The sequence below is a fragment of the Nonomuraea aurantiaca genome (assembly GCF_020215705.1).
Lineage (GTDB): Bacteria > Actinomycetota > Actinomycetes > Streptosporangiales > Streptosporangiaceae > Nonomuraea > Nonomuraea aurantiaca.
Window position 1 is genome coordinate 43,710 of the sequence record NZ_JAIWNB010000008.1, and the last position, 21,151, is coordinate 64,860.

Here is a 21,151-nt window from a genome sequence, read left to right on the forward strand (position 1 = left end):
GTTGATCGATGACCGACATCCCCGCCGAGGAATACCTCTGTACGCGCATCCGCCGCACCGAGCAGGCTCTGATGGCCCACCATGAGGCGGTTCTGCGCGGCTACGGCCTCACCATGACGCAGTACACCGTGTTGCTGACGCTGTCGCGCGAGGACGGTATGTCCGGGGCCCAGCTCGCCCGTGCCTGCGGCGTCACCCAGCAGACCATGGCCTCCGTCCTGACCGGCCTGCAGAACAAGGAGCTCATCGTCCGCGAGGCCTCGCCCGTGCACTCCAAGGTCCTCATCGCCTCGCTGACCGAGCAGGGCCGGCGTGTGCTGGACGGTGCTTATGGAGAGGTCATCGTGCTGGAGCGCGCCCTTGGCGCGGCCTTCACCCCGGCCGAGCGCGACGCGTTGTGCGAACTTCTCGAACGCGCCACCACGATCCTGATCCAGCAGACGCCCGGCGCCGAGTCGCGGGCCGGTTAGCTCACGAGTGCCGACGGGTCGCGTTCCGGCGGGCCGGCGGGCCACCATTGGCCGTCGCGGTCGGTGAAGGGATACCAGCGGCCGTCGCGGCCGTAACGCAGTTGCCGGGCGCCGATGGTCCAGCGGTTGCGCCACGCCTCGACCTGCGGCGGGCGCTCGCCCTCCCAGCCGGCCCGCAGGAGCGCGCCGGCTCTGGCCAGGTCCTGCTTGGGCGGGGTCCAGGCCGTTTCGAGCGCCTCCAGCCCGTCGGCGCCGCCGTACCGCCAGGCCTGTACGGCCGCCTCCAGTCCGAGGTCGAGGTCGTGGGCGGCGGCCAGGCGTACCCGGTCCTGATATTCGGTCAGTACGGCCAGCCGCCCGGTGAGCAGCAGCTCGCGGGCCCGGTCGGCGGCTGAGGCGGCGAGCACCTCCAGGGCGGCCACGTCGACCCCCGGCGCGGGCTCCAGCCCGAGCGGCGTGTACGCGACGTCGAGCGGCGGCGGCCCCGGCAACGGCGGCACGCCCAGGCTGAACGCCACCGCGGCGGGCGTACCGGCGTCGGCCGGCGCGGGGATGTCGCGACCCTGGAGCGCCTCGAGCAGCTCCTGCTCGCCCCGGCCGCGCATGAGCAGCAGCACGAACGGATCGGCGTCGAGCAGCCACGACGCCTGATAGCACAGGGCGGCGGCGTGCTTGCACGGGTGCCCCCAGTCGGGGCAGGAGCACTCCGGTTCGAGGTCGCCGACCGTCGGCAGCAGCGGGACTCCGGCGTCCTCGGCGGCCTCGACCAGGTCGTGCGGCATGTCGCGGTCGAGCAGCGCCGCGATGTGCCCCGCCTTGGCGGCCACCTGGTCGAGGAAGCGCTCCCAGTCGGGGGCGGTGAGCTGTTCGACGTGGACGACGGTGTCGTACTCGCTCTCGGCGACGGCGGCGATGCGGCCCGGGCTGACCGTGATGGGGCCGACCTGGCCGCTCTTGGCGTAGGTGCGGCCCTTGCGCAGGAGCGTGTGGTCGAGGGAGGTGTCCTCCATGGCCTGGATCCAGGCCCCGCCCCACCAGGAGGTGGCGAAGCGGGCACCGGCCCGTTGCGCGGGGAATGCGGGGAATCCTCGGACAGCGCTCATCTCAGCTCCACGAGTGCGGCGAGTTCCGCGTCGGTCAGTTCGGTGAAGGCGGCGTCGCCCCCGGCCAGTACGGCGTCGGCCAGCGAGCGCTTGGCCGCCAGCATCTCGGCGATGCGGTCCTCGATCGTGCCCTCCGCGATCAGCCGGTGCACCTGGACGGGTTTGTCCTGGCCGATGCGGTAAGCGCGGTCGGTGGCCTGGTCCTCGACGGCCGGGTTCCACCAGCGGTCGTAGTGGATGACGTGGTCGGCGCGGGTGAGGTTCAGGCCGGTGCCGGCCGCCTTGAGCGACAGCAGGAACACCGGCGCCGCCCCCTCCTGGAAGCGCCGTACCATCTCCTCCCGTTTCGGCACGGAGGTGCCGCCGTGCAGGAACTGGGTGGCGACGCCCCGGTCCGTGAGGTGCCGGTCGAGCAGCCGCGCCATGGCCACGTACTGGGTGAAGACCAGCACCGCGCCGTCCTCGGCGACGATGGTGTCGACGAGCTCGTCGAGCAGTTCGAGCTTGCCGGAACGGCCGGTCAGCCTGGGCGCGGCCTCGTGCAGGTAATGGGCCGGGTGGTTGCAGATCTGCTTGAGCCCGGTCAGCAGCTTGACGATCAGGCCGCGCCTGGCCATGCCCTGGGCGCTCTCGATCTGCCGCATACTCTCGCGGACCACCGCCTCGTACAGCCCGGCCTGCTCGGTGGTCAGCGCCACCGGGCGGTCGGTCTCGGTCTTGGGCGGCAGCTCAGGCGCGATGCCGGGATCGGACTTGCGGCGCCGCAGCAGGAACGGCCCCACGAGCCTGGCCAGCCGCTCGGCCGCCGCGCTGTCGCCCGACTCGACCGGTTTGGCCCAGCGCGAGCGGAACCTGCCCAGCGAGCCGAGCAGCCCCGGGGTCGTCCAGTCGAGGATGGCCCACAGCTCCGCCAGGTTGTTCTCCACCGGGGTGCCGGTCAGCGCGACGCGGGCGGCCGCCGGGATCTCGCGCAGCGCCTTGGCCGTACCAGAAGAGGGGTTCTTGACGTGCTGGGCCTCGTCGGCAACCAGCAGCCCCCACGGGTGCTCGGCGAGCCGCGCCGCATCCATCCGCATGGTGCCATATGTCGTCAGTACGAAGCCTTCATCGGCCAATGTCCGGCTATTTCCATGAAATCGGCGGACAGGGACGCCCGGTGCGAACCTGGAGATCTCCCGCTCCCAGTTCCCCAGCAGCGAGGCGGGGCAGACGACCAGCGTGGGACCGCCGCCCCGGTGCAGGTGCAGCGCGATCAGGGTGATCGTCTTGCCCAGGCCCATGTCGTCGGCCAGGCAGGCGCCGAGCCCGAGCGACGTCATCCTGGCCAGCCAGCGCAGGCCCTGCAGCTGGTAGTCGCGCAGCCGCGCGTCCAGACCGGCGGGCACGGCGATCTCCTCGGGCTCGGACAGCCGGTCGCGCAGCTCCCGCAGCCAGACGCTCGGCTCGACCGGCACCTGCTCGCCGTCGACCTCCACAGTGCCCGTCAGCGCGGCGCCGAGGGCGTCGAGGCCGGTCAGCGGCTTGAGATCGCGCTGGCGGGCCTTGCGGGCCAGGTCGGGCTCGATGAGCACCCACTGGTCACGCAGCCGTACGACGGGCCGGTGCGCCTCGGCGAGCCGGTCCATCTCGGCCGCGGTCAACCGCTCGCCGCCCAGGGCGAGCTGCCAGTCGAAGCTGGTCAGGTGATGGCCGCCGAGGAAGGACGGCATATCGGATGGGGCACTGTCGCGCTCGCCGACGACGGCGCGGGCGCTCAGGCCGCGTACGAGCTCCCTCGGCCAGTGGACCTCGACACCGGCCGCGCCCAGGCGTTCCGCGGCCCCGGCCAGCAGGTCTTCCACGTCGTCACCGGACAGGGTCAGCTCGTCGGGGACGGCGCTGTCGAGCAGGCGTTCCAGCCGGGCCCAGGCGCGGGCGGCCCGTCTGATGGCCAGCGTGGCGTCGATCCTGGCCCGGGGGCCGAACCCCGGGTCCGTGCCCGCCCACAGGTCGGCGGCGTCCACCACCAGGGACGGATCGGCCAGGCTGTGCAGCTGGACCACCGCCCGGAATTCCGCCTGCTCCAGACTGTCGGCCTCCAGCCGCAGCGACAGGCGTACACCGGAGTCCAGCCCCGCCGACACCTCGTCAGCCCAGGCGCGCAGCCGGGGCACTTTGACCGGTTTGACGGCCGCGAACGCCGAGGTTCCGGTGGCACGGACGGCGCCGGGGGAGCGCGGCATCGCGTCGGCCACCGCGTCCAGGAAGGCCCGCACCAGCGACTCCGCGTCCCTCAACCGCACTTCTCCGCTTTGGACGGCCCGGTCTTCGAGGGGTACGGACCGTGCGGCGGCGGGCATGGCGTCGGCCAGCTCCCGGATCCGCTGTACGTCGGCCGCGTCGAACGGCCCCGCCCGCCACGAGTCGAAGTCGCCCGTCGAAACCCCCGGCAGGATCCGGCCCCTGGCGACCAGTTGCAGCGCGACCAGCGCCACCGCGCCCCAGAACCGCGCCGCCGGATGGGCGCCCGCGTCGCTCCTGGCCCTGGCCAGCCCGGCGACGGCGTCGGCGACCGGTACACGAGTGGCCCGGGCCTGAAGAACCCGCAGCTCAGCGCCGTGTTCCTCGACCACGGTCATCGTGGCGTCACCGTCCGGGTCGAGGAAGGCCATCCGCCCCTCTCTGGGTGGATCGCCGGGCTCGAAGACGACCGCCTGCCGTACCAGATCCGTCATTGGGCTCACGGCCGTACAGTGTACGGTACGAATCACCCTGTGGTTTACCACAGCCCAGATCTGCCGCCCACCTCATTACCGCCACTTTGGATCTTGATTAGCCTCTACAACATGACTGAATGGCTCATCGCGCTGATGGAGACTCTGGGCGCCCCTGGGGCAGGCCTGGCGATCGCGCTGGAAAACCTGTTCCCGCCGCTGCCCAGCGAGGTGATCCTGCCGCTGGCGGGCTTCACCGCCAGCAGGGGCGAGATGGACCTGCTCGAGGTGCTGGTGTGGACCACGGCGGGGTCGGTGTTCGGGGCACTGGCGCTCTATTGGGTGGGCGCGCTGCTCGGCCGCCGCCGCACCCTGGCCATCGCCGCCAAGCTGCCGCTGGTGAAGGTCTCCGACATCGAGAAGACCGAGGCGTGGTTCCTCAAGCACGGCAAGAAGACGGTCTTTTTCGGGCGGATGATCCCCATCTTCCGCAGCCTGATCTCCATCCCGGCGGGGGTGGAACGGATGCCACTGCTCACGTTCACCCTGCTGACGACCGCCGGCAGCCTCATCTGGAACACCGTGTTCGTGCTCGCCGGCTACTACCTGGGCGAAAACTGGTCGCTGGTGGAGGCATACGTGGGAGTCGGCACCAACGTCGTGATCGGCATCGTCGTGCTGGCGGTGCTCGTGTTCATCGGCGTACGAGTGGCCGAGCGGCGCAAGGGGCGGCATGCGCCCCGTCGCTGAGGGCCTGCGGCTGCTGGCGGCGGTGTCGCTGGGCGCCGCCACCGCCTTGGGCGACGTGGTGTTCCTGGTGGTGGCGCTGCCCTTCCTGGGCACTCCCAACACGCGGGCGGCGGCCAGGCGGCTGGTCCTGCTGGAGACACGGCGTCTGCGGCTGGACGCGTCCGAGTTCGACGTGGGCGGGCGGGCCACGCGCTATCTGGCGCTCCGCGTTCCGGCGGGCCTGCTGGGCGGGCTGGTCGTGGGGCTGCTCCTGATCGGGGTGGTGATGGTCGGCCGGCTCGCCTGGGCCTGGGCGCGCGGCGACACCTTCGACGGCATCGCCCCCACCTGGCCGATCCTGGTCTATTTCACGCTGGCCGGGATCCTGCTGCTCTTCATGAACCTGTCGGGCCTGGTGGGCGTCTACTCGCTCGAACGTCGGCTGGCCCAGCGCGTGCTCGGACCCGACCCGACCGAGAGACTCGAACGCAGGATCGTCGAGCTGGCCGAGAGCCGGGCCGGGATCGTGGCGGCGGTCGACTCCGAGCGCCGCCGGATCGAACGCGACCTGCACGACGGCCTCCAGCAGCGCCTGGTCGCCTTGTCGATGTTGATCGGCCGATCCAGGCGCGGCCGTCCCGAGCTGCTGGACCAGGCTCACGAGGAAGCGCAGCAGGCGCTGGCCGAGCTGCGCGAGGTGGCCTGGCGGGTCTACCCCAGCGGCCTCGACTCCCTCGGCCTGGGCGAAGCGCTGGCGGGGGTGGCCGAGCGATCGAGCGTGCCGGTCAAGGTGTCCTGCGAGCTGGCCGCGCGCCCGCCGATGGGGGTGGAGACGGCCGCCTACTTCGTCGTCTGCGAGGCGGTGACCAACGCCGCCAAGCACGCGGGAGCCACGCTCATCACCGTTGACGTGCACCGGGAGGGCACAATGATCGTCGTGCGGGTGGAAGATGACGGCCGGGGCGGCGCGAGCGCCTCGGGAGGCGGGCTGTCGGGGCTGGCGCGCCGGGTGGCGGCGCTCGACGGCAGGTTCGAGGTGGTCAGCCCGGCGGGCGGCCCGACGACGATCGTGGCGGAACTGCCGTGCGAGTGATCCTGGCCGAGGACTCGACGCTGCTGCGCGAGGGCCTGCTGCGGCTGCTCGTGGAGGAGGGCCATGAGGTGCCGGCCGCCGTGGGCGACGGTCCCGCCCTGGTCGAAGCGGTGGCCGCGCACGAGCCTGACATCGTGGTGGTCGACGTACGGATGCCGCCGACCCACACCGACGAGGGCCTGCGCGCCGCACTGGAGATCAGGCGCCGCTGGCCCACTGTCAAGGTGCTGGTCCTTTCGCAATACGTGGAGAAGAAATACGCCACGGAGCTGATGAGCGGTGACGTGGAAGGCGTCGGATACCTGCTCAAGGACCGGGTGGCGCAGGTGGCCGACTTCCTCGACGCGCTCGACCGGGTGGGCGCCGGGGGAGCGGCGTTCGATCCCGAGGTCGTGCGCCAACTGCTGGCCCGCACCACTCAACTCGATCCACTGGCCCGCCTCACTCCTCGGGAGCGCGACGTCCTCGAACGCATGGCCCAGGGCCTGACGAACGCCTCGATCGCCCAGGCCATGCACGTGTCACAGAGCGCCGTGGAGAAGCACGTCAATTCGCTCTTCGACAAGCTAGGGCTGTCTCACCACACCGGCTACAGCCGTCGCGTGCTGGCCGTGCTGCGCTTCCTGGAGTCGTGACAGCGGTCATTGACTGCCGCCGGGCTCCGCTGCTCGACGCCGCTGCCTTCACCGCCGAACTGCGCGGCAAGCTGACCGCCGCAGCGGCCGAGGCCGACGGCGGCTACCCCGACAACGAGGATCTGTTCATCGAATGGTGGCACCGCTTCGGGCCGGAGGTCAGACGCGGAGCAGGTCGGTCGAGACCGTCCAGAGGCGCTTGGCGGCGGTGGGATCGAGCGCCCATTCCTTGACACCGTGCGGGTGCTGCGCGAGGCCGGCGTCGTCCGGCACGGTGTAAGCCTCTTGTGAATCGTCGAGGTAGTGGCCTCCGGAGTGAGCGAACTCCGGGGCGACGGCCGCGACGATGCTGGTGGCGGCTCCCTGCTCGACCGTTTTGTAGGTGAAGACTCCGGCGGCCTCGGCCGCATCGAGCGACGCCCTGAAGACGCCTGGGCGGCGTGCTGGTCTGCCATGGCACGCCCTCCGATGTTCCGGTGGTTCAGGGGCTTCGGGGGCTGGTGAAATCAGGGGCCTGAGCGGCGAATTCTTATGCCATCGCTGACACCGGACGGAGAGCTTCGGCTGGCAGCGGAAGCCGAGCGACTGCGCGGACACGGCTACGGCTCGGCTGCGCCCGGGGTGGGAGGCAGGGTCTCGGGGAGTTGAGGTCGGCGTTCAGCGGGCTATCTGCGATGTTCGGTGAGCTGGGGAGCGCACAGTGACGTTCCTGGAACGGCGCTATCGGCGACCGCCCGCCCGCTCAGTGCACAGGACCGGAGCCGCGGGGGTCGAGCAAGATGATGATGGTCAGAAAGACGATCCAAGCGAGAACCGCAGCCATGAGGAGCCGGCTCAGCGAGAACTTGGCGGGTTTCACAGCCACCCACTCTTGCGCAGCAGCCGGTGGACGATGACTGTGGCGATGACCATGACGCTCAGGCTCAGGGGGTAGCCGAGCAGCCAGTGCAGCTCGGGTACGTAGTCGAAGTTCATGCCGTAGATCCCGGCGATCATCGTGGGTACGGCGATGAGGGCCGCCCACGAGGAGATCTTGCGCATGTCGACGTTCTGCTGGATGGCCGCCGCGCTCTGCTCACGGCTCACCAGGGCCAGGTGGGCGCTCAGGGCGCTGGTGAGCAGTTCGTTGTGCTCGTCGACTTGGGCGTCCACACGTAGCAGGTGGTCCAGGACGTCACGGAACTGGTCGCGGACGACGGTGCACAACTCCACCCGGCCTTTGACGATCTCCTCCAGGACCGGCACCAGAGGATCCTGAGCCGCGCGGAACTCCAGCACCTCGCGCTTGAGAGAGTAGATGTCCTCGGTGACATCGGCCTGCTCACCGCTGAAGACACGTCGCTCCAGGACGATGAGGTCGTGTTCGACCTCGTGGGAGATCTGGGAGTACGTGTCGACGACCTGGTCGCAGATCGCGTAGAGCACCCCGGAAGGCCCAGCGGCCAGCAGGTCGGGGTCGGATTCGATGCGCCGACGCACCCCGGTCAGAGGATTGGCCTGGCCGTGGCGGACGCTGATGACGAAGTCGCTCCCCAGGAACAGATTGATCTCGCCGACCTCGATGTCAGAGCTGTCCTCCACGTAGAGCAGCGGCTTGAGCACCAAGAACAGGGTGTCGTCATAGCGTTCGAGCTTGGGCCGCTGGTGGGCGTGGATGGCGTCTTCCACGGCCAGCGGATGCAGCTTCACCTCGCGGGTGATGAGGTCGAACTCCTCCTGGGTGGGCTCGTGCAGACCGATCCACAAGAAGCAGTCGCCTCTGGCTCGGGCGTCACCGAAGGCGTCACTGATGTCGCCGCTGATGGTCTCGCGCACGCCGTTGCAGTAGATCGCCTTGTCCACAATCACATCAGGCATTCTGACCTATCCCAACAACCCTCCCAACTCTTCGCGCCCTCGCGGTCCACACGCTTCGGCTATCCGGAGGCCGGATCGGCTGGGCAGAACTCCGACTGAAGCACGTCCGTGAGCGTGCCGATCGGGTTGTTCCAGTCGCCGTTCACATTGCTCACCACCAAGCGCTCGCCGTCGCGGCTGCCCATCGCGTACGAATACGAGCCGCTGATGGCGCCCGCGGCACCCCAGACCGTCACGCCGCACGACAGCTTCTGTGAGAAGACGCCGAGCCCGTAGGTGGTGTTGGGGATCCATTTGCCCCCTGTCGAGACGGTGGTGAGCATCTCCCGCTGCTCGGCGGGCGCGAGAAGGCGGCCACGTAGCAGCGCGCTGACGAACCGGTCGAGATCCTTGACCGTCGACACCATGCCGCCGGCCGCCCAGCCCGTGGACGCGTTCATCTCGGTCACGTCGTAGACCTTGGCGTCGGGGCCGGTCACGAACAGCGTCGAGTAGTGGCGCGCGTGTGGCCCGCGAATCACCGTGTCGTCGCCCGGCAAGGACGTCCCGGTCAGAGCCAGCGGGCGGACGATCCGCCGCGAGATCTCGTCGGCGAGAGTCCGGCCGGTCACCCGTAACCGTCGCCATGCCGACGATCACGCGGGCTGTGCGAGTGAGCGAGCAGATCTTTCCATCGGTCACGTCTCGTCCCAGGTGACCGGTAGCCGGTGCACGCCGTACACATCCGAGTGGGCGCGCAGCGGCACCTCCTCCGGCGGGATGGCCAGGCGCAGCGTCGGGAAGCGGGTGACCAGCGCGGGGAAGGCGACCCGCATCTCCACGCGGGCCAGTTGCTGACCGAGGCACTGGTGGACGCCGTGGCCGAAGGAGAGGTGCCCGGTGGCGTTCCGGCGCAGGTCGAGAGTGTCGGGGTCGGCGTACTTCGCCGGGTCGCGGTTGGCGGCCTGGACCGAGAGGATGACCGTGTCGCCGGCCTTGATCAGGTGACCGTCCAGCTCGACCTCTTCCAGCGCCGTCCGTACCCCGGTGTGGGTGATGCTCAGGTAGCGCAGCAGTTCCTCGACGGCCTGGTCGGCGATGCCCGGGTCGGCGCGCAGGGCGGCGAGCTGGCCGGGGTGGGACAGCAGGGCGAAGGTGCCCAGGGCGAGCATGTTGGCGGTGGTGTCGAGACCGGCGGCCAGCAGCAGCGCCCCGATGTTGGCGAGCTCCTCATCGGTGAGGTCACCGCTGGTCAGGTCGCTGAGCAGGTCGTCGGTGGGCTCGGCGCGCTTGGCGAGTACGAGCTCGCGCAGGGTCGTCTGCAGCGCGGCGCCGGCGCCGTAGCGCTCCTCCAGCGCGAGGTCCTGGTCGTTCACCGCCGCCGCGTGACGCTGGAAGGACTCGCGGTCGGCATGGGGGATGCCGAGCAGCTCGCAGATCATCAGCGCGGGGATCGGTTGCGCGTACGCCGTCACCAGGTCCACCGGCGGGCCGTGCCGCTCCATGGCGTCCAGAAGCTCGGCGGTGATCTGCTCGACGCGCTCGGTGAGCAGGCGCATCCGGCGGACGGTGAACTTCGCGGTGAGCAGGCTGCGGTAGCGGGTGTGCTCGGGCGGGTCCATCCCGATGAACATTCCGGGCGGCGCGGGTGGGGGCTGCTCCGCGTCTGCCGGACCCGGCAGCGTGGAGCGCATGAGCTCGTGCCGTGAGCTGAAGCGGGGGTCGGCCGTCACCGCGCGGGCCAGGGCGTGGCCGGTGACCAGCCAGCCCACGTGCCCGTCGGGGAAGGCCAGCCGGCTCAGCGGCCGCCGCCGCGCCAGCTCCTCGGGCGGGTCGAAGGGACAGCCTGCGGGGCGCGTCATGGGAAGCGCTGCCAAGACGGTCATCTCTCCTCCTTGAAGTCGCGATAGTACGTCTTCAGAACTGGCCAAAAGCTACGTTGCATTCACTAAAATGTCAATCCGTCCGACCGATATTTCTGCATTTATACAGGCTAATGGCGGCAAGAATTGCAATGGCTCTACGCTCGAATGCAACGACAGAGTTGCAATGGGGTGCGGACGAACGCAATAATGGCCATCGGACGAGCGACAGGGGGCGAAGACGGTGCCAGGAGGCAGGCTGACCAACCAGGACCGCCGGCAGATCGCCGCGGGAATGGCCGAGGGGCTCACCTACGCCGAGATCGCCAGGGGCCTGGGCCGGCCGACGTCGACCATCACGCGGGAGGTCATGCGCAACGGTGGCTCGCGCGGCTACCGGGCCGATCAGGCGCACCAGGCCACCGAAGGGCGCGCGCGCCGTCGCCGGACCGCCTCGGCGCCGGCCGCGCCCGCCACCACCGCCGCCTACGGACGTGACCCCGAAGCGGTGCACGACTTCACGGAACGCGTCACCGCGCTGCTGCTCCAGACGGGACTCCCGCGAATGATCGCCAGAGTGCTGAGCTGCCTGTACGCCACCGACAGCGGCAGCCTCACCGCCGCCGAGCTGGTCCAGCGGCTGCGGGTCAGCCCGGCGTCGATCTCCATGGCCGTCGGTTACCTCGAAGAGCAGGGCCTGATCAGGCGCGAACGCGACGCCCGGCGACGGCGCGAGCGCTACGTCATCGACGACGACGTCTGGTGTCAGGCGTTCCTGATGAGCGCCCAGAGAAACGCCATGCTGGCCGACATCGCTCTGGAGGGAGCCGAGATCCTGGGCGCCGCCACACCCGCCGGCGCCCGGTCAGCGTACATGGGCCAGTTCCTCAAGCACATGAGCGAGGACATGGTCCAGCTGGCCGAGCACTGGCGGGAGACGCTCGCGGCGAAGCGGCGCGCCGCAAGCACATAAGACGCGAGCACATAAGAGTGGACGTGGACCGTTCACTTCCCGGTGGGCTGGGCGCGGACGTGCAGGCGTTCGCCCTGCGGGCCGAACAGGGACAGCAGCTCGACCGGATCGCGACCGGCGTTGCCGAACCAGTGCGGGATACGCGTGTCGAACTCGGCCACCTCGCCGGGCGTGAGGATCACGTCGTGCTCGCCGAGGACCAGGCGCAGCCGCCCGGCCAGGACATAGAGCCATTCGTAACCCTCGTGCACGCGGGGATCGGGCTCGGTGCCGGGCCAGTTCGGCGGCATGACCTGCTTGAACGCCTGAAGCCCGCCGGGCCGGCGGGTGAGCGGGATGAAGGTGGAGCCGAAGCGCTGGAACGAGCGCAGCTGCACGCGCGGGTCCCCGGTGGGCGGCGCGTCGACGAGCTCGTCCAGCGTCACCTGATGGGCGCGCGCCAGGGGCAGCAACAACTCCAAGGTCGGGCGGCGCTGCCCGGACTCCAGCCGCGACAACGTGCTGATCGAGATGCCGGTCGACTCCGACAGCTCGGTCAGGGTGGCTCCGCGCTGCTGGCGCAGGGTCCGCAGCCGCGGCCCGACGGCATGCAGAACGTCGTCCAGAGCCGGCTCGTCATCGTCCATGAAATCCACCTTGCCACAACGGCAAACACCTCAGCCGGCCGACTGCGCGTTCACCAGCGCCTCCCCGGCATCCGTACGGTCATAGAACACCGACCGCCCGGCCCGCCGGCGCCGTACCAGCTGGGAGTCGAGCAGGACCTTGAGATGCCGGCCCACCGAGCCCAGGCCCTGACCAGTCAGCGCGACGAGCTGGGTGGTGCTCTTCGGGGTGTCGAGCAGCATCAGGACGTTGGCCCGCGCGGGCCCGAGCAGCCTGCCCAGCGCCTCGGGCACCGGCGCGCGACCGGCTTCGGCCAGCGCGCCGGAGCACGGATACACCACCGCGTGCCGGTGCGCCGTGTCCCACGAGACCCAGGTCTGGCTCGGGGTGACAGGGACGAACATCAGCCGCGCCCCCGACAGCTCGCGCGGCGGGTAGTCGTACGTGCTGATCTGCAGCCGGTTCTCGCCCAGCCAGCGCATCCCGGGGCGCATGTCGTCGAGGGTCGCCGCCCAGCCGCCCTGGCTCAGCCGCGCGGTGCGGGCGATGACGTCGGCCTCGATGATCCGCCGGCGGCGCGGCCAGGAGGGGAGCACCGCCTGGGTCCACACCCACTCCAGCACGTCGGCGGTGCGTTGCGGCAGGTCGCCGCGGTGGAGCCGGGCGGGCAGGGGACCGCCGAGCGACACGGTCAGGTCCGCGCGGGCGGCCTCGGGCGGGGTGTCCCGGATGCGTGCGAGCTCCTGCTCGAAGACGGGCTCGGCGTCGTCGGAGGGCGTAGGGGTGAGGAAGTCGGCGTTCCAGCTGCGGCCCAGAGCGGCCCGGATGAGCAGCGCGGTGATCGGGTCACTGGCCTGCCGGGCGCGGTAGGCGGGCAGGTGGGCGTCGAGCCACGCGCGCTCGCCCGGATGCGCGGCCGTGCCCCGCTCCAGGGTCTTCAGGCTCGCGATGGCCTCGGCCAGGGGTGAGACGACGAACCGGCTGCCCGCGAGCGTGTCCGCGTTGACCTGCCACCAGCCCATGGTTTCGCCTCCCTGCGAAACATTAACGCCCCGCCGACACGGCCCCGGACACTGTCCGCCATGCGCACCTATCGCGAGCTTTTCCGGACGCCGGAGTTCACGCCGCTGTTCCTGACCGCCGCCGTGCAGGGGGCCGGCCAAACGGTGAGCGGGCTGGCCCTGGGAACGCTGGTCTACTCGGCGACCGGCTCGCCGCTGCTGTCGGCCCTGGCCATGTTCGGGCCGGCCCTGGTTCAGGTGATCGGGGCGGCCACGCTGCTGTCGGCGGCCGACCGGTTACCGCCGCGGGCCGCGCTGACGGGTCTGGCGCTGGTCTTCGGCCTGTTCACCGCCGCGCAGGCCGTCCCGGGGCTGGCGGTGTGGGCCGTCTTCGCGCTGCTGCTGGGACAGGGGTTGATCGCCTCGCTGGGCGGGGGAGTGCGCTACGGGCTGCTCAACGAGATCCTGTCGCGGGAGGGGTATCTGCTCGGCCGCTCGATGTTCAACATGTCCGACGGCGCCGTGCAGATCTGCGGGTACGCGCTCGGCGGCGTGCTCGTGGCCGTCCTGTCACCGCGCGGCGCGCTCCTGACCGGCGCGGCCCTGTACCTCACCGCGGCGGCGGTGGCCCGCTTCGGCCTCAGCCGCCGGCCGCCGCGGGCCGCCGGACGGCCGTCGATCACCGAGACCTGGCGGGACAACGCGCGGCTGTGGTCGGCCAAGCCGCGCCGCTACGTCTACCTCGCCATGTGGGTGCCCAACGGGTTGATCGTCGGCTGCGAGTCCCTTTTCGTGCCGTATGCGCCCGAGCAGGCGGGACTCCTGTTCGCCTGTGCCGCGCTCGGCATGCTGGCCGGTGACGTCGTGGCCGGCCGGTTCGTGCCGCCGGGGTGGAGGGAACGGCTCCGGGTGCCGCTGTGCCTGGTGCTCGCCCTGCCGTACCTGATCTTCATCCTGCACCCCTCGCTGCCCGTCGCGGTGGCGGCGATCGTGCTCGCCTCGACGGGGTACTCGGCGAGCCTGCTGCTCCAGGAGCGCCTGATGGCGCTGACCCCGGAGGAGCTGAGCGGGCACGCCCTGGGGCTGCACTCCTCGGGGATGGTCACCATGCAGGGCGTGAGTGCCGCGCTCGCGGGTGCCGTGGCGCAGCTGACCTCGCCGGCGACGGCGATAACGGTGCTGGCGGCGGCCTCGGTCGCGGTCACCCTGGTGTTGGCCCCCGGACTGCGGCAACGGCTACCAGCGGTCCACCTGGGCTCCTGACCTCTCGTACGTACGGGCCGCGGCCCAGCACACCAGCAACGCCACCCCGAACACCGGCAGCCAGCCCAGCCGGGCGAGCACCCAGCCGAAGCCGTCAGGGGCGGTGTGCAGGCCGGGCAGCGCGTCGCTCACGAACAGCCCCGCCACGGTGACCGTGATCAGCGCGGTCTGGTGCCACAGGAAGATCGTCATCGCCGACAGGTTCACCAGCGCCACCGCCGCCCAGGCGGCCGGGCGGCGCAGCGCCCGCCGCAGCGGGCCGAGCAGCAGCAGGGCCGCCCCGCACTGGGCGAGACCGAAGGAGACGGCCGCGAGGGAGGGCGGATCGAGGTTGGAGACCGGGGCGCCCGGCACCCCGACCATGGCGGCCGGATACCCCGCCCACATGACGAGCCCGGCCGCGGTGGCGGCGCCGCCGAGCAGCAGCGCCCAGCCGGTCCCACGGCCGCGCAGGTCGCCTCGGGCCCAGGCCGCGCCGAGGCAGTACGGCACCAGCCACCCGGCCACCAGGTTGAGCCGGCCGACCCAGGCCGGGCCGCCCAGGCCGTACCGGATCAGGTCACCCAGCACGACGGCGGCGAGCGGCCACAGCGGGTGCAGCCGGGCGACCAGCGGGGTCAGCGCCGTCAGCACCGCGAAGACCAGCAGGAACCACATCGGCGACAGCACCAGCTTGACCAGCACACGCACGGTGTCGAGGGCGACCCCGGAGGCCAGCAGCGCGCCCGCGACCACGGCCCACACCACCAGCACGGCCACGACCGGCCGGAACAGCCGGGCCATTCGCCCGCCGAGCCAGCGCCCGTAGGTCATGCCGCGAGCGCGGGCGCGGACGTAACCCCTCGCCCCCATCTGCCCACCCACCAGGAAGAACACCGCCAGCGTCTGGAACACCCAGGAGACGGGGGTGAGCTCGGGCAGGTGCTTGAGCGGGCTGGCGGCGCGCACCGTGCCGTCGCCGACGACCACGGCGGTCACCAGCCAGTGGCCGAGCACCACCCCGAGGATCGCCAGGGCGCGCAGCGCGTCGACGCCCCGGTCGCGGCCGGCCGGGGTCGACGCCTCGATCCGCTGGATGAGCTGGGAGGATGCCATGGCGCCGAAGCTACGGATCGCCTCTTGTGGTCGGCTTCCCCCTGGGGAGCGCACCGTTGGTGTAGCTCCGAAGTATCAGGCGGGTGAGTGTGCCGGGTAGGAGCCTGCTCCCAGCCGCAAATCATGCGAAGGGCGGAAGAATAGGGATCAGCCGGTGCAGATGCTGGATTGATGAAGCTGAGAGCCTTGATGGCCAGCGCCGCGCTGGCGATGGCCGCTCTGCCGGCCTCCGCCGCTTCCGTACACGAGTGCGCCCAAGCGGTGAGCCGCTGCGACGGCACCATCTCCGTCCCCCTGAACTGGAACGACCCGTCCTCCGAGCGCATCACTGTGGCCTTCGCCTGGTTGCCCGCGAAGGACGCGGCGCAGGGCACCATCCTCGCCAACCCCGGCGGGCCCCTGCCCGCGCTGCCCCAGATCCCGACCCTGCAGCAGGCGCTCGGTCCCGTGCTCGACCGGCGGAACCTCCTCGTGGTCGAACCGCGCGGCCTGGGCAAGTCCTCGCCGCTGCTGTGCCCCGGCCTCAACCTGACGGCCCCGGAGACGATCAGCACGTGCGCGCGCCTGCTCGGCCCGCGCGCCCAGTACTTCACCGCCGACCAGGTGGTGGCGGACATGGACGCGGTCCGGCGGGCGCTCGGCGTGCCCGAGGTCACGTTCTACGGCAACTCCTACGGCACCCTCTACGCCCAGGCGTACGCCACTCGTCACCCCGGCAGCCTCGCCGCCGCCTTCCTCGACAGCACCACGATCACCGCGCCCGACGGGTACGCGCTCTGGCCGATGCGCACCCGCCTCGACCTGCTCGACCTGGTCTGCGAGCGGTCCCGCGCCTGCCGCGAGCTGCCGGGAAGCGCGAGCGGCACCTGGACCCGCCTGGTGGCCCACCTGCGGGCACAGCCCGACGCCGAGGTGCCGCTCAGCTCGCTCATCGCCATCGGCAACAGCCTGCAGCAGCCGGTGTTCGGCCGGGAGGCGAGTGCCGCCGCCACCGCCTACCTGCGGGGCGACCAGGCACCGGGGCGGCGGCCCTGGAGTTCTGTGTGAACTGGCCCACCCCGCGCGACAACCCGCCGGTCCCGCCGCGGGCCAGGCGTCCCGCCGTACCGGTCCTGGTGGTCGGCGGCGACTTCGACACCGAGAGCCCGGCCGAGGTCGCCCGCGCCGTACGGACCTTCCCGGACGCCACGTTCGTCAAGGTCCGCTATGGCGGCCACAGCCTCGCCTGGAACGGCGGGGCGTTCGGCGAGTGCGTGCGTACGGGGATGCGGGCCTTCCTGTCCGACACCGCTCATCGGATGCCTGACCTGCGGTGCGGCGCGGAGAACTATCGGGCGGCCGGAGCGTTCCCCCGCTCGGCGGCCGACGTCCCGGTGATCCCGGCCTCCGGACTGACCGCGTCGGAGCGGCGTACCGTTTCGGCGGTCCTCGCCACGGCCGTGGACGCCACGTCCCGCCGCAACCCGTACGCGCTGCTGCACGCCAGGCTGAAGACCGAGCCGGGACTGCGCGGCGGCCGGGTCGACTTCCGCGACGAGAACGCCACCATCGCGCTGGACCAGGTCCGCCTCGTCACCGACCTCCAGGTCAGCGGGGACATCCGGCTCACCGCGGCCGGCCGGGCCACCGCCGGACTCCGCGCGACGGGAGCCGACGGGCGGACGCACGACCTCACGCTGACCTGGCAGGCGTTCACCGCGCAGGAGCGCCCCGCCCTCTCCGGCACCTTCGACGGCCGGCCGTTCTCCGCTCCTGGCACGTGATCCACCCCGGCTCATAGCCTGACCCCCATGAGCGAGGAAACCGAGCCCGGTACCGAGGACGGGTGGCTCGGCGGTGCCACGACGATGTGGTGGAGCCACGCGGGCGCGGCCACCTATCGGGCCTGGCTGGGGGAGGTGGGGCTGGAGGTCATCTCGGAGGAGTTCGTCCCGGAAGGGGACAACGGGCACGCCTGTTCTGGGCCCGCAAACCAGGCGGCTGACGAGATTTCGGATGGGTTGCGGTAATCCGGGAGCGGCCGGAGGGACTACTGGGTGTGGACGATCCTCAAGAACGATTCACCGACCTCTACGACCGGCACTACCGGAGCGTGCTCGGCTATGCGCTGCTGCGCGCCGAGCGTGACGCGGCCGAGGACGTCTCCAGTGAGACGTTCCTCGTCGCCTGGCGGCGGCTGGACGACCTGCCCGAGCCGCCGCTGCCGTGGTTGCTCGGCGTGGCGCGCAACCTGCTGGCCAAGCAGCGCGACTCACGCCATCGCCGGCAGGCTCTGGTCGACCGGATCACAGCGCTGACCACCTCGCGCGACCATGTCGGCTGGGACGTGGCCGACCACGTCATCGACAGGGAGAGCGCGCTGGCCGCGCTGTCGGCCCTGCCGGAGCAGGACGTGGAGGCGATGGTGTTCGCCACCTGGTACGGCCTGCCGCCCGAGCAGGCGGCCGCGGTCATGGGCTGTTCGGTCCGGACGTACAACGTCCGGCTCCACCGCGCGCGCAAACGGCTCGCCACCGCGCTGCGCCTGGAGCCGGGCGGTACGCGCCCGCAAGCCCGTACCACCCCGACCGCCCATACGGCCGGTGGCCGGTTCCAAGAGAACCCAGAGACCTGATGCCCGCAGCACCCCACCACTCGGAGACTGACATGACCGACCGCTTGTTCGCCCAGCTCAAGCCGATGGAGCTGGAGGAGATGACAGAAGAGGCGCACCGGCGGCGCCGCTCGGCCGACCTGGCCGCCGCCTTCCGGACGCCCCGCTCCGCGCGCCCGTCCCGACGCCGGATCCGGGCCCCGTTCCTGCTGGTCGCGGGCACGGCCGCGGCCGGAGTGGCCGCGGCGGCGGTGATCGTCGCGACCGGCTCGAGCACCGCGCCCCCTACCGCCCCCACGCCGTCCACCCTGCCTCGCACCGCGCGGACCGCGATCGTGGCCAAGCCGGTGGACGCCCGCTCGTTCCTGCTCGCGGCGGCCGCGACCGCGGTGCGTGAGCCGGCCACGTCCGGCCGCTACTGGTACCTCCGCGAGCGCACCTTCGCGAAGGTGCACGTCGTGCCGGGCGACTACATGACCCAGATCAAGGCCCTGCTGGCCGAGGAGCAGCGGAAGGAGAAGGAGCTCAAGGACAAGCCGGGCGAACTCGCCGCCCAGCGCAAGGAGATCAACGAGAAGATAACCCAGCTCAAGCAATCCGAGCTGCCGTACCTGGCGTTCACCACCGACACGCAGGACACCTGGCGCGCGATGAAGCCGGGCGCGGCCAGCCGCTTCGTACGAGACCCGGACGTGAGCGTCACCTTCGGCTCCCCGCAGGACGAGGCCGACTGGAAGGCCGCGGGCTCACCCACCCTGACGGAGAAGAGGCCCACCACGCGCGACGACAGCAGCGAGCGGATCCTGTCGATCGACAACCCGACTCTGACGATCCAGAACATCTCGCGGCTGCCCACCGGCGAGGACGCGCTGAAGCGCCGCCTGGACACCCTGTTCAAGCAGAGCCCGAGCAGCGCCCGGCTCAGCAGGGGCGTCTATCTGTGGCAGACGGGCGTGGACCTGATGACCGCGCCGATCACGCCCGGCACCCGCTCCGCCCTGTTCAAGGTGTTGGCCGGCCAGGACGGCATCACCGCGCAGGGCCGGGTCACCGACGCGGTAGGGCGTACCGGGGTCGCCCTCTCGACGGCGGGGGACGACGGGGTGGAGTTCCGGATGATCATCAATGAGGACACCGCCGAGCTGCTGCAGTACGAGGTCGTGGAGAAGGGGCAGCCGCTCCTGCGGGTGGCGCTGGAGCGGATGGGCTGGGCCGACCACCTGGGAGACGTCCCGGCCTGACGCGGGTGTCGAGGCCCGCACGGGGGCAGGTCCAGGCCGCCGGGGGGTGACGTGGCGAGCGCAGTTGCGTACGGGAGCGCTGGGCGTCATCACCGCCATCACCGGCATCACGGGCATCACGGTCGTCGTGGCTGGGATCAGGCTGACCGGTTCGTGCCAGTCCCAGGCGGCCCAGGTGCTGAAGAAGTGGCGTAGGAGGTCGGTGTCGGATCCGTCTGCGGCATCGAGGACGGTGCGGGCGGCCAGGACCGCCCAAGCCAGACCGGGCAAGCCACCGAACGGGGCCGAGTCCAGGCCCTTCGCCCGTGCCCACGCCTTCACCTGGAGGGCGAGACGGGCGAAACGCTCGTGTGCGGGGCCCAGCGCGGCGCGGATCGCGGCCGCGTCGCTGACGGCGCTCAGGGCGATGGCCGCCGCCTCGCACAGTTCGGCGCGGCGGGACAGGAACTGCGCCGGAAGGATCTGACCGGTTGCCACCACGGTCAGGTCGACGTCCAGGCCGGACACATGCAGGCGCAGGCCCGGCACCCGTGCACCGACCACCTGCCGCAGCCGGACGGCCTCAGGCAGCGCCGCCCGCACCCGCGCCGCCACGTCCGTGCCCCCGTCTGGGAGTGCCGCCACCAGGTCCAAGTCGGCCGCGGGGAGCGCGCAGCCCACCCGTCGGGAGCCTGCGACGTGCACGATCCCGGGACGCAACGCCTCCGTCAGTCGGCGAGTGACGTGATCGGCCAGGTCGTCCAGGCTCGGAACCGGCTCGGGAGCGGTGAGGTCGGGCAGCCATCGGAGTTCGCCCGTACCCAGAGTGATCACCGCACGCGGGCTCGCCGCCACGGCCTCCTCAACCGTGGCGACCTTTCCCCTGGCCCAGGCGTCGCGCGCCGCCGCCCAGCAGCGCTCGGCCGCCTCCCCGCCGAGCCCGGCCAGGGCCTCGCGCAGACCGGCCCGCAACGGCTCCAGCGGGCCCGGCCCGAGCAGCCCGGCGCCCTCGGCGTACAGGGCCGACCATTCGACCTGCTCAGCTCATCGTCGGCCTCATCGTCCACGCGTCCCGCCAGCGCGGCCGCCGCCACGGCGTGCAGCACGCCCAGGTCGGCGGCCAAGGCCACCCTTCGACGGCCCGCACCACGTAGCCCTCTTGCCGTTCCGGGTTCAGCCGCAGCCCCCGCAGCGCCCGCTCGTCGAACACGCCGCGCCACAGCACCGGCGGGACCGGAATCCCCAGGCCGCGCAGGAAGCCGACCGTGCGGTCCCAGTCCAGGCAGCGATCGTCGTCCCAGACCGAGAAGCCGTAGAACCAGCTGTCCAGCTCCTGGTAGGCGAGGGAGTGCCGGCGGCCGACCATTGCAGGAGTCTTGACAATTATATTTTTCGGTGAGAGACTCAAGGCACCTCAGACAAGGAGCACAGCGATGAGAAAGATCGTGGCGGGCCTGTTCATCTCCCTGGACGGCGTCGTGGAGTCCCCCGAGAAGTGGCACTTCCCCTACTTCAACGATGAGATGGGGGAGATCGTCGGCTCGCAGATGGAGCAGGCCGACGCCATGCTCCTCGGACGGCGGACCTACCAGGAGTTCGCCGCCCACTGGCCGCACGAGGACCCGGCCGACAACCCGTTCGCCGACCGCATGAACAACACGCCCAAGTACGTCGTCACCAACACCCTCGACACCGCCGAGTGGCAGAACACGACGATCATCAAGGGCGACGTCGTGAGCGGGCTGACCGAGCTCAAGCAGCAGCCCGGCAAGGACATCGGCATCACCGGCAGCGCCGCCCTGGTCCGGTCGCTGCTGGCCGACGGCCTGCTCGACGAGCTGCGCCTGCTGGTCCACCCGATCGTGGTCGGCTCGGGCAAGCGCCTGTTCGAGGAGGGCACCGGGCAGATCCCGCTCCAGCTGGCCGATTCCCGGACGCTCAGCACCGGCGTCCTCTCCCTCACCTACGGCAGGGCGTGA

Annotated in this window: 22 protein-coding genes and 1 pseudogene; 12 read left to right on the forward strand and 11 right to left on the reverse strand. The window is 71.2% G+C overall.

Going from position 1 to position 21,151, the window contains the following annotated elements; translation table 11 throughout:
• The first annotated feature begins 8 nt into the window (after positions 1-8).
• Positions 9-470 (forward strand): MarR family winged helix-turn-helix transcriptional regulator, encoded by a 462-nt coding sequence (locus tag LDL49_RS20270; RefSeq protein ID WP_225292667.1) that lies wholly within the window; start codon positions 9-11, stop codon positions 468-470.
• On the opposite strand, the gene LDL49_RS20275 is transcribed toward LDL49_RS20270, so the two are convergent.
• The gene (locus LDL49_RS20275) at positions 467-1,573 is read right to left on the reverse strand and encodes an SWIM zinc finger family protein (protein ID WP_225292668.1); all 1,107 of its coding nucleotides are present in this window, start codon (positions 1,571-1,573) and stop codon (positions 467-469) included. The two genes, LDL49_RS20270 and LDL49_RS20275, sit on opposite strands and share 4 nt — an antisense overlap.
• Positions 1,570-4,287, reverse strand: a complete 2,718-nt coding sequence (locus tag LDL49_RS20280) for an SCO1167/SCO6262 family helicase (protein ID WP_225292982.1) — start codon at positions 4,285-4,287, stop codon at positions 1,570-1,572. The genes LDL49_RS20275 and LDL49_RS20280 overlap by 4 nt, the downstream gene beginning before the upstream one ends.
• A 111-nt stretch (positions 4,288-4,398) precedes the next feature.
• Here LDL49_RS20280 and LDL49_RS20285 point away from each other — a divergent pair, with 111 nt between their 5' ends.
• From LDL49_RS20285 to LDL49_RS20295, 3 genes are read left to right on the forward strand one after another with little or no spacing between them, the layout of a single operon-like run.
• The gene (locus LDL49_RS20285) at positions 4,399-5,016 is read left to right on the forward strand and encodes a DedA family protein (RefSeq protein ID WP_225292669.1); all 618 of its coding nucleotides are present in this window, start codon (positions 4,399-4,401) and stop codon (positions 5,014-5,016) included.
• Positions 5,000-6,088, forward strand: a complete 1,089-nt coding sequence (locus tag LDL49_RS20290) for a sensor histidine kinase (RefSeq protein WP_225292670.1) — start codon at positions 5,000-5,002, stop codon at positions 6,086-6,088. The genes LDL49_RS20285 and LDL49_RS20290 overlap by 17 nt, the downstream gene beginning before the upstream one ends.
• Positions 6,079-6,723: a response regulator gene (locus LDL49_RS20295; protein WP_225292671.1), complete on the forward strand. Its 645-nt coding sequence runs from the start codon at positions 6,079-6,081 to the stop codon at positions 6,721-6,723. The genes LDL49_RS20290 and LDL49_RS20295 overlap by 10 nt, the downstream gene beginning before the upstream one ends.
• A 159-nt stretch (positions 6,724-6,882) precedes the next feature.
• Here LDL49_RS20295 and LDL49_RS20300 read toward each other — a convergent pair whose 3' ends face one another.
• The 4 genes from LDL49_RS20300 to LDL49_RS20315 all read right to left on the reverse strand — a co-directional run bounded on the left by LDL49_RS20300 (position 6,883) and on the right by LDL49_RS20315 (position 10,445).
• Entirely contained in the window at positions 6,883-7,320 is a 438-nt protein-coding gene (locus LDL49_RS20300) for an SDR family NAD(P)-dependent oxidoreductase (protein WP_225292672.1), read from the reverse strand.
• A gap of 258 nt (positions 7,321-7,578) precedes the next feature.
• Entirely contained in the window at positions 7,579-8,580 is a 1,002-nt protein-coding gene (locus LDL49_RS20305; RefSeq protein ID WP_225292673.1) for a magnesium and cobalt transport protein CorA, read from the reverse strand.
• A 59-nt stretch (positions 8,581-8,639) separates the two neighbouring features.
• Entirely contained in the window at positions 8,640-9,191 is a 552-nt protein-coding gene (locus tag LDL49_RS20310; protein WP_225292674.1) for a serine hydrolase domain-containing protein, read from the reverse strand.
• Between the two features lie 66 nt (positions 9,192-9,257).
• Positions 9,258-10,445 carry a cytochrome P450 gene (locus LDL49_RS20315; protein WP_225292675.1) on the reverse strand — a complete coding sequence of 396 codons (1,188 nt, stop codon included), beginning with the start codon at positions 10,443-10,445 and terminating at the stop codon, positions 9,258-9,260.
• Between the two features lie 220 nt (positions 10,446-10,665).
• Between LDL49_RS20315 and LDL49_RS20320 the strand changes: the two genes are divergently transcribed.
• Positions 10,666-11,394 carry a GbsR/MarR family transcriptional regulator gene (locus tag LDL49_RS20320; protein ID WP_225292676.1) on the forward strand — a complete coding sequence of 243 codons (729 nt, stop codon included), beginning with the start codon at positions 10,666-10,668 and terminating at the stop codon, positions 11,392-11,394.
• A gap of 32 nt (positions 11,395-11,426) precedes the next feature.
• On the opposite strand, the gene LDL49_RS20325 is transcribed toward LDL49_RS20320, so the two are convergent.
• The gene (locus tag LDL49_RS20325; RefSeq protein WP_225292677.1) at positions 11,427-12,020 is read right to left on the reverse strand and encodes a helix-turn-helix domain-containing protein; all 594 of its coding nucleotides are present in this window, start codon (positions 12,018-12,020) and stop codon (positions 11,427-11,429) included.
• Between the two features lie 30 nt (positions 12,021-12,050).
• Entirely contained in the window at positions 12,051-13,022 is a 972-nt protein-coding gene (locus tag LDL49_RS20330; RefSeq protein ID WP_225292678.1) for an ArsR/SmtB family transcription factor, read from the reverse strand.
• Between the two features lie 60 nt (positions 13,023-13,082).
• Here LDL49_RS20330 and LDL49_RS20335 point away from each other — a divergent pair, with 60 nt between their 5' ends.
• On the forward strand, positions 13,083-14,264 hold the full coding sequence (locus LDL49_RS20335) for an MFS transporter (protein WP_225292679.1): 1,182 nt from the start codon (positions 13,083-13,085) through the stop codon (positions 14,262-14,264).
• Here the strand turns inward: LDL49_RS20335 and LDL49_RS20340 are convergent.
• On the reverse strand, positions 14,238-15,359 hold the full coding sequence (locus tag LDL49_RS20340) for an acyltransferase family protein (RefSeq protein ID WP_225292680.1): 1,122 nt from the start codon (positions 15,357-15,359) through the stop codon (positions 14,238-14,240). The genes LDL49_RS20335 and LDL49_RS20340 overlap by 27 nt on opposite strands.
• A 171-nt stretch (positions 15,360-15,530) precedes the next feature.
• Here LDL49_RS20340 and LDL49_RS20345 point away from each other — a divergent pair, with 171 nt between their 5' ends.
• From LDL49_RS20345 to LDL49_RS20365, 5 genes are read left to right on the forward strand one after another with little or no spacing between them, the layout of a single operon-like run.
• On the forward strand, positions 15,531-16,406 hold the full coding sequence (locus LDL49_RS20345; RefSeq protein WP_225292681.1) for an alpha/beta fold hydrolase: 876 nt from the start codon (positions 15,531-15,533) through the stop codon (positions 16,404-16,406).
• Positions 16,403-17,122: an alpha/beta hydrolase gene (locus LDL49_RS20350; RefSeq protein ID WP_225292682.1), complete on the forward strand. Its 720-nt coding sequence runs from the start codon at positions 16,403-16,405 to the stop codon at positions 17,120-17,122. The genes LDL49_RS20345 and LDL49_RS20350 overlap by 4 nt, the downstream gene beginning before the upstream one ends.
• 27 nt (positions 17,123-17,149) lie before the next feature.
• Positions 17,150-17,368 carry a hypothetical protein gene (locus LDL49_RS20355; RefSeq protein ID WP_225292683.1) on the forward strand — a complete coding sequence of 73 codons (219 nt, stop codon included), beginning with the start codon at positions 17,150-17,152 and terminating at the stop codon, positions 17,366-17,368.
• Between the two features lie 29 nt (positions 17,369-17,397).
• Entirely contained in the window at positions 17,398-17,973 is a 576-nt protein-coding gene (locus LDL49_RS20360; protein WP_225292684.1) for an RNA polymerase sigma factor, read from the forward strand.
• Between the two features lie 32 nt (positions 17,974-18,005).
• Positions 18,006-19,193, forward strand: coding sequence for a CU044_5270 family protein (locus LDL49_RS20365; protein WP_225292685.1), 1,188 nt, complete (start codon positions 18,006-18,008; stop codon positions 19,191-19,193).
• A 180-nt stretch (positions 19,194-19,373) separates the two neighbouring features.
• On the opposite strand, the pseudogene LDL49_RS59210 reads toward LDL49_RS20365, so the two are convergent.
• Both LDL49_RS59210 and LDL49_RS20375 read right to left on the reverse strand, forming a co-directional pair.
• A pseudogene (locus LDL49_RS59210) lies at positions 19,374-20,027 on the reverse strand (hypothetical protein); the annotation flags it as partial.
• A gap of 184 nt (positions 20,028-20,211) precedes the next feature.
• Positions 20,212-20,538 carry an RNA ligase family protein gene (locus LDL49_RS20375; protein WP_225292686.1) on the reverse strand — a complete coding sequence of 109 codons (327 nt, stop codon included), beginning with the start codon at positions 20,536-20,538 and terminating at the stop codon, positions 20,212-20,214.
• A 67-nt stretch (positions 20,539-20,605) separates the two neighbouring features.
• Here LDL49_RS20375 and LDL49_RS20380 point away from each other — a divergent pair, with 67 nt between their 5' ends.
• On the forward strand, positions 20,606-21,151 hold the full coding sequence (locus tag LDL49_RS20380; protein ID WP_225292687.1) for a dihydrofolate reductase family protein: 546 nt from the start codon (positions 20,606-20,608) through the stop codon (positions 21,149-21,151).

Excerpts from the sequence above, each read along its gene's own strand:
- LDL49_RS20270 (WP_225292667.1), top strand. The coding sequence starts at position 9 with ATGACCGACATCCCCGCCGAGGAATACCTCTGTACGCGCATCCGCCGC.
- LDL49_RS20275 (WP_225292668.1), bottom strand. The coding sequence starts at position 1,573 with ATGAGCGCTGTCCGAGGATTCCCCGCATTCCCCGCGCAACGGGCCGGT.
- LDL49_RS20280 (WP_225292982.1), bottom strand. The coding sequence starts at position 4,287 with ATGACGGATCTGGTACGGCAGGCGGTCGTCTTCGAGCCCGGCGATCCA.
- LDL49_RS20285 (WP_225292669.1), top strand. The coding sequence starts at position 4,399 with ATGACTGAATGGCTCATCGCGCTGATGGAGACTCTGGGCGCCCCTGGG.
- LDL49_RS20290 (WP_225292670.1), top strand. The coding sequence starts at position 5,000 with ATGCGCCCCGTCGCTGAGGGCCTGCGGCTGCTGGCGGCGGTGTCGCTG.
- LDL49_RS20305 (WP_225292673.1), bottom strand. The coding sequence starts at position 8,580 with ATGCCTGATGTGATTGTGGACAAGGCGATCTACTGCAACGGCGTGCGC.
- LDL49_RS20315 (WP_225292675.1), bottom strand. The coding sequence starts at position 10,445 with ATGACCGTCTTGGCAGCGCTTCCCATGACGCGCCCCGCAGGCTGTCCC.
- LDL49_RS20325 (WP_225292677.1), bottom strand. The coding sequence starts at position 12,020 with ATGGACGATGACGAGCCGGCTCTGGACGACGTTCTGCATGCCGTCGGG.
- LDL49_RS20330 (WP_225292678.1), bottom strand. The coding sequence starts at position 13,022 with ATGGGCTGGTGGCAGGTCAACGCGGACACGCTCGCGGGCAGCCGGTTC.
- LDL49_RS20335 (WP_225292679.1), top strand. The coding sequence starts at position 13,083 with ATGCGCACCTATCGCGAGCTTTTCCGGACGCCGGAGTTCACGCCGCTG.
- LDL49_RS20340 (WP_225292680.1), bottom strand. The coding sequence starts at position 15,359 with ATGGCATCCTCCCAGCTCATCCAGCGGATCGAGGCGTCGACCCCGGCC.
- LDL49_RS20345 (WP_225292681.1), top strand. The coding sequence starts at position 15,531 with ATGAAGCTGAGAGCCTTGATGGCCAGCGCCGCGCTGGCGATGGCCGCT.
- LDL49_RS20355 (WP_225292683.1), top strand. The coding sequence starts at position 17,150 with ATGAGCGAGGAAACCGAGCCCGGTACCGAGGACGGGTGGCTCGGCGGT.
- LDL49_RS20365 (WP_225292685.1), top strand. The coding sequence starts at position 18,006 with ATGACCGACCGCTTGTTCGCCCAGCTCAAGCCGATGGAGCTGGAGGAG.
- LDL49_RS20375 (WP_225292686.1), bottom strand. The coding sequence starts at position 20,538 with ATGGTCGGCCGCCGGCACTCCCTCGCCTACCAGGAGCTGGACAGCTGG.
- LDL49_RS20380 (WP_225292687.1), top strand. The coding sequence starts at position 20,606 with ATGAGAAAGATCGTGGCGGGCCTGTTCATCTCCCTGGACGGCGTCGTG.